Here is a 15763-nt window from a genome sequence, read left to right as displayed (position 1 = left end):
TGGTGATCCCTGCTTTACGCATTCGGTTGTCCGAATGCTTTCACGACACACCATATGTTACGTAAAAATACTGCGTCAAGACTCTCGCAACTTTTTAGGTTACGAACGATACTTTGGTCCGAATCACCCTGAGGTTTATTGATGAGAAATGACACCCGACTGTCGCGCATGCTCCACGTACTTATCCACATGGGTCGCCATGAAGAGCGCGCAACCTCGGAGACTATCGCGCAAATGCTCGGCACCAACCCGGTTGTGGTGCGGCGCACACTCGGGCTGCTCAAGGAAAAAGGGTATGTACGCTCGGAGAAAGGTCACCAGGGCGGCTGGAGCCTGGGTAAGCCCCTGAGTGAGATCACCTTGTTGGAGATTCACAACGCCCTGGGCACGCCGTCGATATTCGCCATCGGCCTGTCGACCGACCACCCGCAATGCCTGGTGGAACAGGCGGTGAACGCAGCGCTGACCGATGCCTTTGACCAGGCTCAGTCGTTGTTGCTGGCGCGGCTGGGGGATGTGACGCTGGAACAATTGGCGAATGACTTTGACCAGCGCTATCGCATCGCCATGGCGCGTTGACCGGCTACAACCCGCGATTGCGCAACCATTGCAGGAAACCCTTCTTGACGGGTACCACCGGCGCGTCCTGAGTCAAGGCCTGCGCAGCGTGCAGGCGGAAATCCAGCAAGGTTTTCATGGCCTCGCTGATGTCGTGCCGCGCATCCAGGCAGGGCTTCAAGTATTCCTTCTCGATGCGGTACAGGGTGCAGAAGGTTTTGGCCGAGAAATCCGCCAGCGCCGCCTGGTCTGACAGAATACCCGCCTCGCCAATCACCTCCGCCGGCCCCATGCGCCCGGCTTCGAACTTGTGTCCGCCCTTGGTCAGCATCACCGAGACCACCCCGGATTCGACGATAAACAAATGATCACTGACCTCCCCGGCCGGCAGGATCATCTCGCCGGCGCGATAGGTGTGCAGGGTCATGTTCTGGCTGAAGGTGTCTTTCTCTTCCTGGCGCAAGGTGGAGAAAATCGACGAACGCTCCAGCAATGCGCGCGCCGCAGACATTGCCGGCGGTGTGCTGCTTTCAGTGGCAGACAGCAGGCCGACGCCCGCCGCTTGCAGGTGACGGAAGGCCAAATCGTAAAGCTGGTTGCGCACTTCACGCTTAAGGGTCATGGCCGGTACAAAACCGCTGATTTCATACTCCACACCACCACTGGCCGAGGTCTTGAACGCCACACTCGGCGCCGGCTTGCCCAGCAGCGGCCGACACCCCTGCATCGCCCGCTCCAGCGCCTCGATCACCGTTTGCGGGCGCGCATGGGGGCTGACTTGCAGGCTGACCGAGAGGCCGAACATGTCCGCCGGGCGCGAGAAATTGATGATCTTGGCCTTGGCCGCCAGGGAGTTGGGGATCACCGCCAGGCTGCCCTGGGAGGTTTGCAGACGCGTGGCGCGCCAGTCAATATCGGTCACCCGGCCTTCGGTGCCGTCGATGGAGATCCAGTCATCGATCTGATACGGCTTGGTGGTGTTGAGCACGATCCCGGAGAACACATCGCTCAACGTGCTTTGCAGCGCCAGGCCGACAATGATCGCCACCGCGCCGGAAGTAGCGAGCACGCCCTTGACCGGCAGGTCGAGCACATAGGCCATGGCGGCGATGATCGCGATCAGGAAGATCACGGCGCCGACCACATCCTGCAGCAGGCGCCCGGTGTGCCCGACGCGCTGCATCATCACCGCACCGAGCAACACCGTCAGCGTGCGCGCCGCGAACAGCCACCAGCCGATCTGCAAGGCAGTGGCCGCCAGGTGCAATGCGGTGTTGTCCGCATAGGGTGCCATTTGCATGGGGTTCATGCCGTCGTTGAACAGCACGGCGCTGTACACGGCAAAGATCGCCAACCGCGCCGCGAGCTTCCAGTTGGCGAGGTTGACGGAAATAAGGCGCCACACTGCGATGTCGATAAAGATCAGCGCCAGGGCGCACAACATCGGGTGATCAGCGATAAATGAGGGCATCCAGGCGACTCCAGGGTGAATGCCGTGAAGATCGCATGAAATGCCGCTGCAGGGTATAGCGGGTGTGCTTACATCTGGCCGAAACGACCGGATTGAAAGTCCGCAAACGCCTGATGAATCTCCTGCTCGGTATTCATCACGAACGGGCCATGCCCGACGATAGGCTCGTCGATGGGTTCGCCACTGAGCAGCAACACCTTGGCGTCGTCGTTGGCCTCCAGTGTCAGTTGGCGACCATCACGCTCAAACAGCGCCAATTGCCCTTGGCGCGCGACTTCCGCGCCATTGACCAAGACCGTACCGCGCAGGATCACCAGGGCTGTATTACGCCCTTCGTGCAGGTCTAAACTGACGGGCTTGCTGGCGTTGAGGCGCAAGTCCCACACGTCGATAGGCGTAAAAGTGCGGGCCGGGCCTTGGGTGCCAGCAAACTCGCCGGCAATCAGGCGCAGTTGCCCGGCGTCGTTGGCCAACGGCAGTATCGGAATGTCGCCATCGACAATCGTCTGGTAACCGGCGTCGGCCATTTTGTCCTTGGCCGGCAGGTTGACCCACAGTTGCACCATTTCCAGCGCTCCGCCGCTACGGGCAAACGCTTCGGAATGGAACTCTTCGTGGAGAATGCCTTTGGCGGCAGTCATCCATTGCACGTCGCCGGGGCCGATGGTGCCACCGGCGCCGGTGGAATCGCGGTGTTCGACTTCGCCATCGTAGACGATGGTCACGGTCTCAAAGCCGCGATGAGGGTGTTGACCGACGCCGCGACGTTGTTCGGTCGGCGTGAAATCTGCCGGACCGGCGTGGTCCAGCAGCAGGAATGGGCTGATGTGCTTGCCCATGGTGTCGTAGGAAAACAGCGTGCGCACCGGGAAACCGTCGCCGACCCAATGGCCGCGAGGGCTGGTGTAGATGCCGATAAGCTTTTTCATGGTGTACCTCCAAAGTGCATACACCATAAGGCTGCTGGCCGTTGGGCACTAGCCGGCAAAAGCGGCCTGGATCGTCCTACGTATAGGACAATCCCTTGACCTGGCGCTGACGCAGCAGATGAAACGCGACAAAGGCCGTCAGCGCAAAACAGGCCTGGATGATGATCATCGGCGCGGCACTGCCATCGCGCAGTTGGCTCAGCAAGACGCCGCTGCAGGTGGCGCCGAACATCTGCGCAAACCCCATCAAGCCTGCCGCCAGACCGGCGCGGTGTGCGTTGGGCATGACGCCACCCGTCACCGACCCTGGCAGCACCAGGCCGCCGCCCAGGGTGACCAGCGCGATCGGAATATCCAGGCCGAGTACCGATAGGCCGAACAGCGCATAAATGACCAGCGCTGACACGCCGCCGATGGCCACCATTGTCACACCCATCGCCACAATCCGCTGGGGGCCCAGGCGCAGGATATTGCGTCGGGTGTAGGTGGAACCGACGATGAGCATCGACACGATCAGGCCGAAATTGATCCCGTACTCAAGAGTGCTGAAGCCCAGCAGGTTGATAAACACCGCCGAAGAACCGGCAATCACCGCAAACATCGCGCCATAGGTGCACGCCAAAGCCACGGCGAACGCACGGTATTGACGGCCCTTGAGCAGATCCAGGTATTGCCCGCCGAGGGTGCGCCAGTGGCCGGCCTTGGGATCGAGGTAGTGGTTGCTCTCGCGAAAGAACAGCAAGGCCAGCAGCAACACCACGCTGCCAATCACCAGCGCCAGGACGATCGGCGCGTGCCAGCCGAAGAGTTTGATCAACAGGCCACCGACCATGGGTGCCACCACAATGGCGTAGAGCATGCCGATCATGGTCAAGGCCAGTGCAGGCCCCGCCTCGGCCTTCCACACGTCCCGCACCACCGTGCGCGCCAGTACCAACGCGGCGCAGGCGCCCAGGCCTTGCAGCACGCGGGCGGCGATGAACTGGTGGATGTCGTGGACCAGCAGCATCGACAAGGTCGCCAGCACGTACAGCACCAGGCCGCCGATCAGCACCGGACGCCGGCCGATACGGTCCGACAGCGGGCCGAACAGCAATTGCCCGAGACCAAAGGCAGCGACAAATGCCGACAGCGCCATCAATGCCGAGCCGGCTGGCGCTGCCAATGCCTGCTCGATGGCGCCAAGGCCAGGGATGATCAATTGGGTCGAAACCTCACCCAGTGCCGTCAGGGCCACCAGTAAAAACAGTAGGCTTCGCGAGGGGACCGGGGCATTTGTCATGAGGTGTATCCGGGGGGCTGGATTAATTTATATTTCGACCATAATATGCGTAAAAAATTATGTCCATAATTTTTTGCCCAACGGTTATCCCCGGAGCCCGCCATGCACCCTCTTCCCTTGCGTCTTCTCACGCCCCTGGCCCTATTGATCGTCCTAAATGGTTGCAACAGCAAAGCCGACACCGCCGCCGAAGTCCCTCAACCGCGCCCGGTCCTCGCGGCCAAAGTCGAAGCCGCCGGCACCCAACAGAGCGCCTATACCGGCGTGGTCGCGGCACGTACCGAAAGCGACCTGGGTTTCCGGGTCAGCGGCAAAGTCATCGAACGCAAGGTCGATCCTGGCCAGCACGTGTCCCGTGGCGACACCCTGCTGGTGCTGGACATCGGCGACTTCGAACTGGCCCTGCGCTCGGCAAAGAACCGCGTCAACGCCGCCCAGGCACAACTGCGCCAGCGTCGTGACGACGAAAACCGCTACCAGCGCCTGGCCAATACCGGCGCCGTGTCGCGGCAGATCTTCGACCAGTCCGCGACCAACCTGCGCGTCGCCGAAGCCGAGCTGGCCTCGGCGCAATCCGACGCCAGCCAGATCGAAAACCGTCGCACCTACTCCGTGCTCAAAGCCGATGGCGACGGCATCATCACCGACGTGCGCGTGGATCGCGGCCAGGTGGTCGCCGAAGGGCAGATTGTGGCGCGCCTGGCCCATGACGGTGCCCGCGAAGCCATCGTCAACCTGCCGGAAAACCAGCGCGACCAGGCCTCACAGAAAGCCCTGGCCTTCCCCTTCGGCGCGCCTGACCAGGCGGTGACCGCCGCGTTGCGCGAACTCTCTGCCAGCGCCGACCCGACCACCCGCACCTACCGCGCCCGCTACGTGCTGCACGGCGCCGTCGCCCGCTTCGCCCTCGGTTCCACCATCACCGTGCGCCTGCAAGGCAACGGCCAGGCCGAGCAAACCCGCGTGCCCATCGGCGCACTGCAGGACGCGGGACAAGGCACCGGCGTGTGGCTGATCGGCGCAGATGACAAAGTCAGCTTTGCTCCCGTGAACGTCGCCAGCCTCGGCCAGGAAGACGCGCTGCTCAACAGTGGTGTTGCCCCCGGCCAGGTCATCGTTGCCCTCGGCGCACACCTGCTGCACAGCGGTGACACCGTGCGCCTGCTGCCGGCGCAAGTACTGGCCCTCAACCGCAAACAGGACAACTGAGCATGCGCGGTATCAACCTTTCCGAACTGGCGGTCAAACATCGCGCGGTCACCCTGTTCCTGATCATCGCGATCCTCGCCGCCGGGATCTTCTCCTTCGGCAAACTGGGACGCGCGGAAGACCCCTCCTTCACCGTCAAAGTGATGACCATCACCGCCGCCTGGCCCGGCGCCACTGCCCAGGAAATGCAGGAACAGGTGGCCGACCGCCTGGAAAAACGCTTGCAGGAACTGGACTACTACGACCGCGTCGAGACCATCGCCCAACCCGGTTTCGTGTCGATGCGCATGACCTACAAGGAATCCACGCGCCCCAGCGAAATCCAGGACCTGTTCTACCAGACCCGTAAAAAGCTCAGTGATGAAGCCGCGAAGCTGCCCCAGGGTGTGATCGGGCCATTCTTCAACGATGAATATTCCGATGTGTATTTCGCGCTATACGCTCTGGAAGCCGAACACCTGCCTCATCGGCAACAGGTGCAGATGGCCGAAGACCTGCGCCAGGGTTTGCTCAACCTGCCGGGGGTAAAGAAGGTCAATATTCTCGGCGAGCAGGCGCAGCGGGTGTTTGTGGAGTTTTCCTACGAGCGCCTGGCAACCCTGGGCATCAAGCCGGATCAGATTTTTGCTGCATTGGCCGCACAAAACGCCGTGGCGCCGTCGGGTTTCGTCGAGACCGCCGGGGCCCGCGCTTACATCCGCATCGACGGTGCGTTCGATAGCCTGTCGCTGATCGAAAACGTGCCGCTGGAAGTCAATGGCCGCGTGTTGCGCATCGCCGATGTAGCCACCGTCAGCCGAGGCTATGAAGACCCGCCCAGCTACCGCATTCGTCACCAGGGCGACCCCGCGTTGATGCTGGGCGTGATCATGGAGAAACACTGGAACGGCCTGGAACTGGACAAGAGCCTCAAGGCCCAGGAAGCCAGGATCCAGGCCGATTTGCCGCTGGGCGTGAACTTCGCCAAGGTCTCCGACCAGGCGAAGAACATCAGCTTGGCAGTGAATGAGTTCATGCTGAAATTCTTCGTCGCCCTCGCGGTGGTGATGGTGATCAGCCTGTTGGCCCTGGGTTTCCGTGTGGGCCTGGTGGTGGCAGCAGCGGTGCCGCTGACCTTGTCGGTGGTGTTTGTGATCATGCTGCTGACCGGGCGTGAATTCGACCGCATCACCCTCGGCGCGCTGATCATTTCCCTGGGTTTGCTGGTGGATGACGCGATCATCGCCATCGAGATGATGGTAGTGAAGCTCGAGGAAGGTTTCGACCGTATTCACGCCGCCACCTTTGCCTGGAGTTCCACGGCGGCGCCGATGCTGACCGGCACGCTGGTCACCATCATCGGCTTTCTGCCGGTGGGGTTTGCCCGCTCCGGTGCCGGGGAATATGCCGGCAACATCTTCTGGATCGTTGGCTTTGCGCTGATCTCGTCCTGGCTGGTGGCCGTGGTGTTCACGCCGTATCTGGGCGTGAAACTGCTGCCGCAGATCAAGCCGGTGCCTGGCGGCCATGACGCAATCTATGCCGGGCGTTACTACCAGAAGCTGCGGGCATTGGTCGAAGCGTGTGTTCGCGGGCGTTGGCTGGTCACCGGCCTGGTGGTGGCGGCGTTTGTGCTGTGCGTGCTGGGCATGGGCGTGGTGAAGAAGCAGTTCTTCCCCAATTCCGACCGTTCCGAGCTGATTCTTGAGGTGTACATGCCGCCCGGCAGCGCCTTCAAAAGCACCGAAGCGGTGGCCGCGCAGTTGGAAAAAGCCCTGCTGCAAGAACCGCAAACCACAATCGTCGACACCTATGTGGGCGGCGGCGCACCGCGTTTCTTCCTGTCGCTGAATCCCGAACTGCCGGACCCGGCGTTTGCCAAGCTGATCGTGCAGACCCCGGACTCCCACGCTCGCGACGCCTTGAAACTGCGCATGCGTGAACGCATTGCCGCCGGTGAGTTTCCTGCGGCGCGGGTGCGCGTGACGCAGTTGCTGTTCGGTCCGCCCGTGCCGTTCCCCGTGGTGTTCCGTGTGTCCGGCCCTGACGTGGACGTGCTGCGCGGGGTCTCCGAAGACGTGCGCAAAGTCGTCGCCGCCAACAAGCTGACCAAGGACGCCTTCCTCGATTGGGGCGAGCGCACCAGCGGCTATCGCCTGGTATTGGATCAAGACCGCCTGCGTTTGCTGGGTTTCACCCCCAATGAGGTCAAGTCCCAGCTCAATGCCTTGCTCAGCGGCAATCCGATCACCGAAGTGCGTGAAGGCAACCGCACCGTCTCCGTCGTCGCCCGTGCCCAGGGCAGCCAACGTGAAGACCTCGGCAACCTCAACAACATGACCCTGACCAACAGCGCCGGCACCTCAGTGCCATTGGCCCAGGTCGGGCATTTCCAGGCGGTGATGGAAGAACCGATCCTCAAGCGCCGCAACCGCGCGACCACCGTGGAAGTGCGCGCCGACATCATCGACGGCGTGCAACCGCCCGACGTGGAAATGGCCGTGTACAAAGACCTGCAACCGCTGATCGCCAAGCTGCCCGCCGGTTACCAGATCGACATCGGCGGCCCGGTGGAAGAAAGCGCCAAGGCCAACGTCGCCCTGGCCGCGCTGTTCCCGATCATGATCCTGCTGACACTTACGGTGATCATGTTCCAGGTACGCTCATTCGGCGTGATGTTCATGGTCTTCGCCACGGCGCCGCTGGGTTTGATCGGCGCGGTGCCGACCTTGCTGCTGTTCAACCAGCCGTTCGGCTTCAACGCGATCCTGGGCTTGATCGGAATTGGTGGGATCCTGATGCGCAACACGCTGATCTTTACCGACCAGATCCGCCAGAACCAGGAGCACGGCATGGCGATTCGAGAGGCCATCGTCGAAGCCACGGTGCGGCGTGCAAGGCCGGTGATCCTCACGGCACTGGCGGCGGCGCTGGCGTTTATTCCGCTGACGTTGTCGGTGTTCTGGTCGTCCCTCGCCTATGTGCTGATTGGCGGGGTGTTGGTGGGGACGGTGTTGACGCTGCTGTTCTTGCCGGCGTTGTGCAGTCTGGTGCTGGGGCGAACGCGCACAAAAACTGCTGAAACCTCCCACGTAACAGCGAGATAAGCTCTACAGATATCACCTGAAAACCTCTGCAAAGTCCTTCGCCTGATCACACAGTGCGAAGGATTGCAGATGGATTTTCTATTGAGTGCGTTGGCTTTCTGGGCATCAGCCGCAGGGAGTCGGCGCCGGAGTCCCCTGTGGTGAGCGAGCTTGCTCGCGCAGCGGCCCCAATCCAGGCGATGGGGATTTCAGGCAAATCGGCATCGACTGTTCTAGGTCTGCTACGCAGCCCAGCGCAGGGCAAGCCTGCTCACCACACCTGCTCACAACAACAGGATGTCAATCACCGGAAAATCACCGCTTCGACAACTCCATAATCATCCGACTCAGCAAATAAACCCGCGGCACCACACTCTCCACCTCCGCATACTCCTCCGGCGTATGAATATTCCCGCCAACAATCCCGAACCCATCCAACGTCGGCGTCCCAACCCCAGCCGACAGACTCGCATCCGCCGCCCCGCCGCTGCCTTCAATGGTCAGCGTCTTACCCAACTCCGCATAAATCCCCTGGGCAATCGCGACCAGTTTGTCCGACTCCGGCGTTTGCGGCATCGGTGGCAACCCACGCTGCAGGCTGGTCTTCACTTCGGTCTCCGGGATGAGCTTGTTCGCCGAGACCCGCGCAAGGTCTTTCTCGATGCGATCAAACTCTTCCGGCAATGCCGCACGTACGTCGGCCTTCGCAGTGGCCTGGTCAGGAATGACGTTGGTACGGTCCCCCGCCTTGATCACCGTAAAGTTGATGGTGGTTTTCTTCTCCTCATCCCCTAGCTTGCCCAGTTGCAGGATCTGGTGCGCGGCCTCCATGGCGGCATTACGGCCAAGTTCCGGGGCGACGCCGGCATGCGCGGCTTTGCCTTTGACTTCGACCACGGCGGTGGCGCTGCCTTTGCGCCACACCACGAGGCCGTCGGCGGGGCGGCCGGGTTCGAGGTTGAGGGTGACGTCGTGGCCCTTGGCGGTTTTGCGGATGAGGTCGGAGGCGGCGTCGGAGCCGGTTTCCTCGCTGGCGTCGAGCAGGAAGGTGATCTGCGCGTAGTCCTTGAAGCCCTGGTCCTTGAGGACTTTGAGCGCATAGATGCCGGCGACGATGCCGCCCTTGTCATCCATCACGCCGGGACCGTAGGCGCGGCCGTCCTTGATGTGGAACGGGCGTTCGGCGGCCGAGCCTTCCTTGAACACTGTGTCCATGTGGGCCATCAGCAGGATCTTGGCTTTGCCGGTGCCCTTGAGGGTGGCGACCACGTGGCTGTTGTTGGCCGCTTTGTCCGGCACCAACTCAATGGAGAAACCCAGCTGTTTCAGCTCATCCACGGCAATGTCGCGCACTTGGGTCAGGCCCGGTTCATAGCCTGAGCCCGAGTCGATATTCACCAGGCGCTCCAGCAGTTTCAGGGCCTCGGCCTTGTACTGTTCGGATTGCGCCTGGATCTGTTTATGGGGTTCGGCGCTGTAGGCCGGCAGGGCGAAGGACAGGGCCAGGGTGGCGGCCAGGAGGGTACGGGGGAAGGTGAAGAGCATGAACCGATCCTTGTTTTTGTTGAAAGGTGCCGCCACACCCTACTCCACTAGATCGATCGCAACCAACTCCCCTGTACCGAGCTGACACGGTTGCGCCCGCTGCTCTTGGCCTCGTACAACGCCTGGTCGGCATCGTTCAGCCACTGGGTGGAGTCGGCATGGCTCGGTTGATACGGCGCCAGGCCGATGCTCAAGCTGGCGCGCAAGGTCGGGTCCTGGGCGTAGGCCAGGGCGTTGAAGCGGTCACGCAGGGCATCCATCACTTCAGTGGCGCGGTTGAGCGGCATGTCGGGCAGGATCACACAGAACTCGTCGCCACCGTAACGCCCGGCCAGGTCGGTGGCACGCAGGTTCTGGCGCAGCACTTTGCTGAGCTGGCGCAGGACGATATCGCCGGTGACATGGCCGTAGGTGTCGTTGATGGTCTTGAAGTGGTCGATGTCGATCAACGCGATGGCGGCGCCGGCAGGACCTCGGCGGCAGCGCTGGAATTCGATTTCCAGATAGTCCTTCCAGGCGCCATGGTTGAGCAGGCCGGACAGGCTGTCGGTGCGGCTCAGGGCCAGCAGTTCGCGCTTGTGCCGCGCCATTGTCACCGCCTGGCGATAACAGATCCAGCCCAACGCCAGCGGATACAGCATCAGGATTGGCAGGCAAGCATAGAGTTGCCCCTGAGAGGTGACGGCGATGAATGCGGGTGCAAAGATCAGTAACGCGGTGCCGATACCCAGCGCCTGCGCCACCCACCCTGCCAGCATGAAGCGCGGACCGCCGATGGCCACGTTGTTCATCGTCATCATCGACAAGGTAGTCACGCTGGGCAGCGGATTGAAGTGCATGGCACCCACCCAGAACCCACCGCAAAAGGAATCGAACAACAGGTTGCGCCGCTCGCTGCGCAGAGCGTTGGTGCTGCGCAGCGTCAACTGAAAAGCCAGATGCGGCCAGGCAAAGGCGTTGATCACCATCCAGGCCCACACCCACCCAGCGGGGTCCAGGGGATACATCCCGAACACCACACAGACAAAACCGAGCGTCAGCCCAAGGGTACGGGATTTGTACAGCCGTGAAGCGAGCGGAAGTCCGGTGCCTTCTGCAGCTGACATGGTGAGGTGAGATCCTGGAGGAATGCCTGGAGTCTAACAGGGCAACGGCAGATCGCCACTACCGCTCATAAGCTCACTCCTCAGTGGGCAAAACCCCGCGCCAGCATCAGTGCTACGCCCAACAGCAACAGGGCCGTGATCCGCTGCAACACCACCCGGCGCTTGGGGTTTTCCAACACATGCTTGATGCGCTGGCCGAAGTAGCAATACAGGCAGCCGCTAGCGAATTGCAGCAACAGGAATGTCAGCCCGAGGATGGCAATGTCCATCGTCGAACTGTGCTCTCCTGTCCCGGCGAACTGCGGGAATACCGCGCTGAACATGATGAGGGTCTTGGGGTTGGAAAAACCGGTCAGCAAGCCCTTGCCGAACAGGTTGCGCGCCGCTTCCACATGGCCGATCCGTTCGATCACCACGCCGCTACTGGTCCACTGTTTGTAGGCGAGGTGCAGGATGTACGCCACGCCGACCACCTGAATCACTTGGGTGATCACCGGATAGCCTTTGATCAATTCGGAAAAGCCCACGGCAAAGATCAGGATCGAAATCAGGTACGACACACTGGCGCCGATTTGTGCCGGGATCGAACGGCGCAGCCCGTCACGCACGCCCAGGCTCAACAGCAGCAGGGTCATGGGGCCGGGGCTGAACGTCATGGTGGCGCAAAACAGCAGGAAATACAGGAACGAGGAAAGGGTTAACGCACTTGTCATGGCCGGGGACCTTGAGGATAGAGCCCGCAGTCTAGGCAGCTGGCATTGCGCAAGGCAGGTAAAGTAATGCCTAATCCGCCCTGACTTTACCGGTAAAATCACCAGCAAAGATAAGGAAATCACGTGTTCGTATCGGCCATTGCCTTTGTAGAAGGCACCCCCAAGGTGCAACAGATCGTCGAGGCGTTCAGCCAGGCCATCGAAAACGGCGAATGGGCGCCCGGCAGCAAGTTGCCGTCGGTACGCGAACTGACCGAGACCCTGGGCGTGAGCAAGTTCACCCTCAATGAGGCCCTCGACCGCCTGCGCGGCCGCAACCTGCTCACCTCCAGCCAGGGCCGTGGTTACTTCGTGGCGATGGAGACCGTGCGTCCGCCCGCCGCGAACTGGGTGGACCTGCTGCCTCAAGACCTGCTCAGCGTATTGCGCCGCCCCTTGGCCGCGGCCAACGGCGACTTGCGCCCTGGCGGCGGCCACCTGCCGGAATCCTGGCTGGACAGCGAAGCGCTGCGCCAGACCTTGCGCAGCGTGGTGCGGGCGCCGTCACTGCGCATCGCCAGCCTGGGCACACCGGCCGGGTTGCTGCCGTTGCGCCAGGCCCTGCAACAGAAGCTGCATGGCGAGGGCCTGTCGGTGTCCGTGGAACAGATCATCACCACCCCCAACACCGTGCAAGGCCTGGACATGCTGATGCGCCTGCTGGCACGTCCCGGCGACACGGTCCTGCTCGATGCACCCTGTTATTTCAACTTCCACGCCAACCTGGCCCTGCACGGGGTCAAGGTGGTGACGATCCCACGGCGCCCCGACGGTTTTGACTTCACAGCCCTCGAACACCTGCTGGCCGAGCATCGCCCCCGCCTGTACCTGACCACCAGCGTGTTGCACAACCCCACCGGCCACTCCTTCAGCCCCGGCCAAGCGTTCCGCCTGCTGCAACTGACCCAGCAGTACCACTGCCATATCGTCGAGGACGACCTCTACGGCGACCTGCACCCCAACCCGCCACCACGCCTGGCCGCCCTCGCCGGCCTGGACCAGGTCACCTACCTGTCGGGCTTTTCCAAAATCCTCAGCGCCAACGCCCGCGTCAGCTTCGTGGTGGCCGCGCCGCAACTGGCGGCCAACCTCACCAACATGAAGCTGATGAGCGGCGGCGTGACGTCCGAACTGTTCGAGCAAGTCGTGTACCGCATGCTCAGCGAAGGCAGCTACGCCAAGCACCGCAAGCGCATGGTGCAGCGCTTGATGGAAGCCGGTGGACGCGTGGAGCAATGGCTCAAGCGTTGCGGCTGTGAACTGCCGATGGGTTACGAAGGTGGGATGTTTATCTGGGCGCGCCTGCCGCCTGGGGTCAACGGCGAACTGTTGGCCCAGGCGGCGTTAAAACAGGGCATGGTGCTGGCGCCCGGCGCGCTGTTTGGCTATGACCCGGCGCAACGTGATTCGATGCGTTTCAACGTGGCCCACAGTGATGAGGCAAAGGTCCAGCGGTTGTTCGAAACGCTGCTGGGCAAGGCTTCGCACGCCCTTTGACTGATGAACATAGCCTGTCGCACCCGCCATTTTGCATCGTCGTGTATCTCCTTATCGCCAGATACACTGGAATACAAAGGGTACAAGGCAAGGGCGTCGCCAATGGCTAGACTGCGCCCCAATGAGTATTTAACGAGGAAGGCAGCATGGATCATGTCGATCACATCCTGATCGTCGATGACGACCGGGAGATCCGCGAACTGGTAGGCAACTACCTGAAGAAAAACGGCATGCGCACCACCGTGGTCGCCGACGGCCGCCAGATGCGCAGCTTCCTCGACACCACTCCCGTGGACCTGATCGTGCTGGACATCATGATGCCCGGTGACGACGGCCTGCAGCTGTGCCGCGAACTGCGGGTGGGCAAGCACAAGGCCACTCCGGTACTGATGCTCACCGCGCGCAACGATGAAACCGACCGCATCATCGGCCTGGAAATGGGCGCCGACGACTACCTGGTCAAACCCTTCGCCGCCCGTGAATTGCTGGCACGGATCAACGCCGTGTTGCGCCGCACACGGATGCTACCGCCGAACCTGGTGGTCAGCGAAACCGGACGGCTGATCCGCTTCGGCCGCTGGCGCCTGGACACCACCGCACGCCACCTGCTTGACGAGGACGACACCCTGGTGGCCTTGAGCGGTGCCGAATATCGCTTGCTGCGGGTGTTCCTCGACCACCCCCAACGCGTGCTCAACCGCGACCAGTTGCTCAACCTGACCCAAGGCCGCGATGCCGACCTGTTCGACCGCTCCATCGACCTGCTGGTGAGCCGCCTGCGTCAACGCCTGCTGGATGATGCCCGCGAACCGGCCTACATCAAGACCGTGCGCAGCGAGGGTTACGTGTTCTCGCTGCCGGTGGAAATCCTCGGGGCCAAGCAATGAGTCCAAGGTTTCGCTGGCCGCGCACCCTGGCGTCGCAACTGTCGCTGATCTTCCTGATCAGCCTGCTGTGTGCCCATGGCTTGTCCTTCAGTGCGCAGTTCTACGAGCGCTACATCAGTGCGCGCACTGCCATGCTGGGCAACCTGGAAAACGATGTGTCCACCTCGGTGGCGATCCTCGACCGACTGCCGGTCAACGAACGGGCCAGCTGGTTGCCGCGTCTCGACCGGCAGAACTACCGCTACCTGCTGAACGCCGGCGTGACCGGCGAACCGATGAGCAGCGATGATGTGCCCATGGCCGCCACCTCCATCGCAGACGCGCTGGGCGAACACTACGCGCTGACCTTCCGCGACATTCCCGGCATGCAGAAGCACTTCCAGGCGCACCTGACCCTGGCCGATGGTAGCCCGATCACGATCGACGTACGCCCCGCCGCCCTGCCCGTCGCCTACTGGCTTCCGGTGGTGCTGGTGTTACAACTGGCACTGTTGCTAGGCTGCACCTGGATCGCCGTGCGCCTGGCCATCCGCCCACTGACCCGCCTGGCTCGCGCCGTGGAAACCCTCGACCCCAACGCCCACCCCACGCCGTTGGACGAAAAAGGCCCCACCGAAGTCGCCCACGCCGCGGCCGCGTTCAACGAGATGCAAAAACGCATCGCCGAGTACCTCAAGGAACGCATGCAGATCCTGGCGGCGATTTCCCATGACCTGCAAACCCCGATCACCCGCATGAAACTGCGCGCCGAGCTCATGGAGGACTGCGCCGAACGCGACAAGCTCTGGAGCGACCTGGGCGAAATGGAACACCTGGTGCGCGAAGGCGTGGCCTATGCGCGCAGCATCCACGGCGCGACCGAAACCAGCCACCGGATCAACCTCGACGCCTTCCTCGACAGCCTGGTGTTCGACTACCAGGATATGCACAAACAGGTCAGCCTCACGGGTAAAAGCGCCGTCGTGTTCGACACGCGCCCCCATGCCTTGCGCCGGGTGCTGGTGAATCTGGTGGACAACGCTTTGAAGTTTGCAGGCAGTGCCGAATTGGAAGTGGGCTCGACGGCGGACGGGGAATTGTCGATCAAGGTATTGGATCGTGGCCCGGGGATTGCCGAAGACGAACTGGTTCAGGTGATGCAGCCATTCTACCGCGTCGAAAGTTCACGCAATCGCGGAACCGGCGGCACCGGACTGGGGTTGGCGATTGCACAACAACTGGCCGTAGCGATAGGCGGCTCGCTGACCTTGAGCAATCGGCCGCAAGGTGGGCTGTGTGCCGAGATACGCTTGGGGCTTTAAGCCAAGGAGACCGGTGTTGCCGACGCATGCGGACGGTGCACAGATGCAAATTATTGATATATAGCCAAACTCATGATTAAACATTTTAATAATTAGGTTAGAACCAATCGGCATTTTACAGCCCCGGTCCCGCCACCTACTTTGGAGGCGAATAACCGACC

Annotated in this window: 12 protein-coding genes; 6 read left to right on the top strand and 6 right to left on the bottom strand. The window is 61.9% G+C overall.

What is annotated here, in order from left to right; all coding sequences use genetic code 11:
- Window positions 1-141 precede the first annotated feature (141 nt).
- The gene (locus tag WH299_RS13825) at window positions 142-579 is read left to right on the top strand and encodes an Rrf2 family transcriptional regulator (RefSeq protein ID WP_068934276.1); all 438 of its coding nucleotides are present in this window, start codon (window positions 142-144) and stop codon (window positions 577-579) included.
- Window positions 580-583: 4 nt separating this feature from the next.
- Here the strand turns inward: WH299_RS13825 and WH299_RS13820 are convergent, their stop codons facing one another.
- The 3 genes from WH299_RS13820 to WH299_RS13810 all read right to left on the bottom strand — a co-directional run bounded on the left by WH299_RS13820 (window position 584) and on the right by WH299_RS13810 (window position 4240).
- A complete protein-coding gene (locus tag WH299_RS13820; RefSeq protein WP_339550525.1) occupies window positions 584-2029 on the bottom strand; it encodes a mechanosensitive ion channel family protein in 1446 nt (481 codons plus the stop codon).
- A 68-nt stretch (window positions 2030-2097) separates the two neighbouring features.
- Window positions 2098-2958: a pirin family protein gene (locus tag WH299_RS13815; RefSeq protein ID WP_339550524.1), complete on the bottom strand. Its 861-nt coding sequence runs from the start codon at window positions 2956-2958 to the stop codon at window positions 2098-2100.
- A gap of 76 nt (window positions 2959-3034) precedes the next feature.
- Window positions 3035-4240: a multidrug effflux MFS transporter gene (locus tag WH299_RS13810; protein ID WP_028616624.1), complete on the bottom strand. Its 1206-nt coding sequence runs from the start codon at window positions 4238-4240 to the stop codon at window positions 3035-3037.
- Between the two features lie 102 nt (window positions 4241-4342).
- Here WH299_RS13810 and WH299_RS13805 point away from each other — a divergent pair, with 102 nt between their 5' ends.
- On the top strand, window positions 4343-5449 hold the full coding sequence (locus WH299_RS13805) for an efflux RND transporter periplasmic adaptor subunit (protein WP_339550523.1): 1107 nt from the start codon (window positions 4343-4345) through the stop codon (window positions 5447-5449).
- A 2-nt stretch (window positions 5450-5451) separates the two neighbouring features.
- Window positions 5452-8535: an efflux RND transporter permease subunit gene (locus tag WH299_RS13800; protein ID WP_339550522.1), complete on the top strand. Its 3084-nt coding sequence runs from the start codon at window positions 5452-5454 to the stop codon at window positions 8533-8535.
- Between the two features lie 294 nt (window positions 8536-8829).
- Here the strand turns inward: WH299_RS13800 and WH299_RS13795 are convergent, their stop codons facing one another.
- The 3 genes from WH299_RS13795 to WH299_RS13785 all read right to left on the bottom strand — a co-directional run bounded on the left by WH299_RS13795 (window position 8830) and on the right by WH299_RS13785 (window position 11878).
- A complete protein-coding gene (locus WH299_RS13795; protein WP_028616627.1) occupies window positions 8830-10059 on the bottom strand; it encodes a M20/M25/M40 family metallo-hydrolase in 1230 nt (409 codons plus the stop codon).
- A 47-nt stretch (window positions 10060-10106) separates the two neighbouring features.
- Complete coding sequence (locus WH299_RS13790) at window positions 10107-11165, bottom strand: diguanylate cyclase (RefSeq protein ID WP_339550520.1); 1059 nt, start codon at window positions 11163-11165, stop codon at window positions 10107-10109.
- A gap of 80 nt (window positions 11166-11245) precedes the next feature.
- A complete protein-coding gene (locus WH299_RS13785) occupies window positions 11246-11878 on the bottom strand; it encodes a LysE family translocator (RefSeq protein ID WP_122728832.1) in 633 nt (210 codons plus the stop codon).
- A gap of 123 nt (window positions 11879-12001) precedes the next feature.
- On the opposite strand from WH299_RS13785, the gene WH299_RS13780 reads away from it, so the two are divergent.
- The 3 genes from WH299_RS13780 (at window position 12002) to WH299_RS13770 (ending at window position 15602) form a co-directional block, all read left to right on the top strand.
- Window positions 12002-13414 (top strand): aminotransferase-like domain-containing protein, encoded by a 1413-nt coding sequence (locus WH299_RS13780; protein WP_122728834.1) that lies wholly within the window; start codon window positions 12002-12004, stop codon window positions 13412-13414.
- 146 nt (window positions 13415-13560) lie between these two features.
- The gene (locus WH299_RS13775) at window positions 13561-14301 is read left to right on the top strand and encodes a response regulator (RefSeq protein WP_122728836.1); all 741 of its coding nucleotides are present in this window, start codon (window positions 13561-13563) and stop codon (window positions 14299-14301) included.
- Window positions 14298-15602, top strand: coding sequence for an ATP-binding protein (locus tag WH299_RS13770; protein ID WP_122728838.1), 1305 nt, complete (start codon window positions 14298-14300; stop codon window positions 15600-15602). Before WH299_RS13775 ends, WH299_RS13770 begins: the two co-directional genes overlap by 4 nt.
- Window positions 15603-15763 lie beyond the last annotated feature (161 nt).

The organism is Pseudomonas sp. MYb541 (assembly GCF_037479595.1).
GTDB classification, from domain to species: Bacteria; Pseudomonadota; Gammaproteobacteria; order Pseudomonadales; family Pseudomonadaceae; genus Aquipseudomonas; species Aquipseudomonas canadensis.
This window is presented reverse-complemented; position numbering and strand designations above follow the sequence as displayed.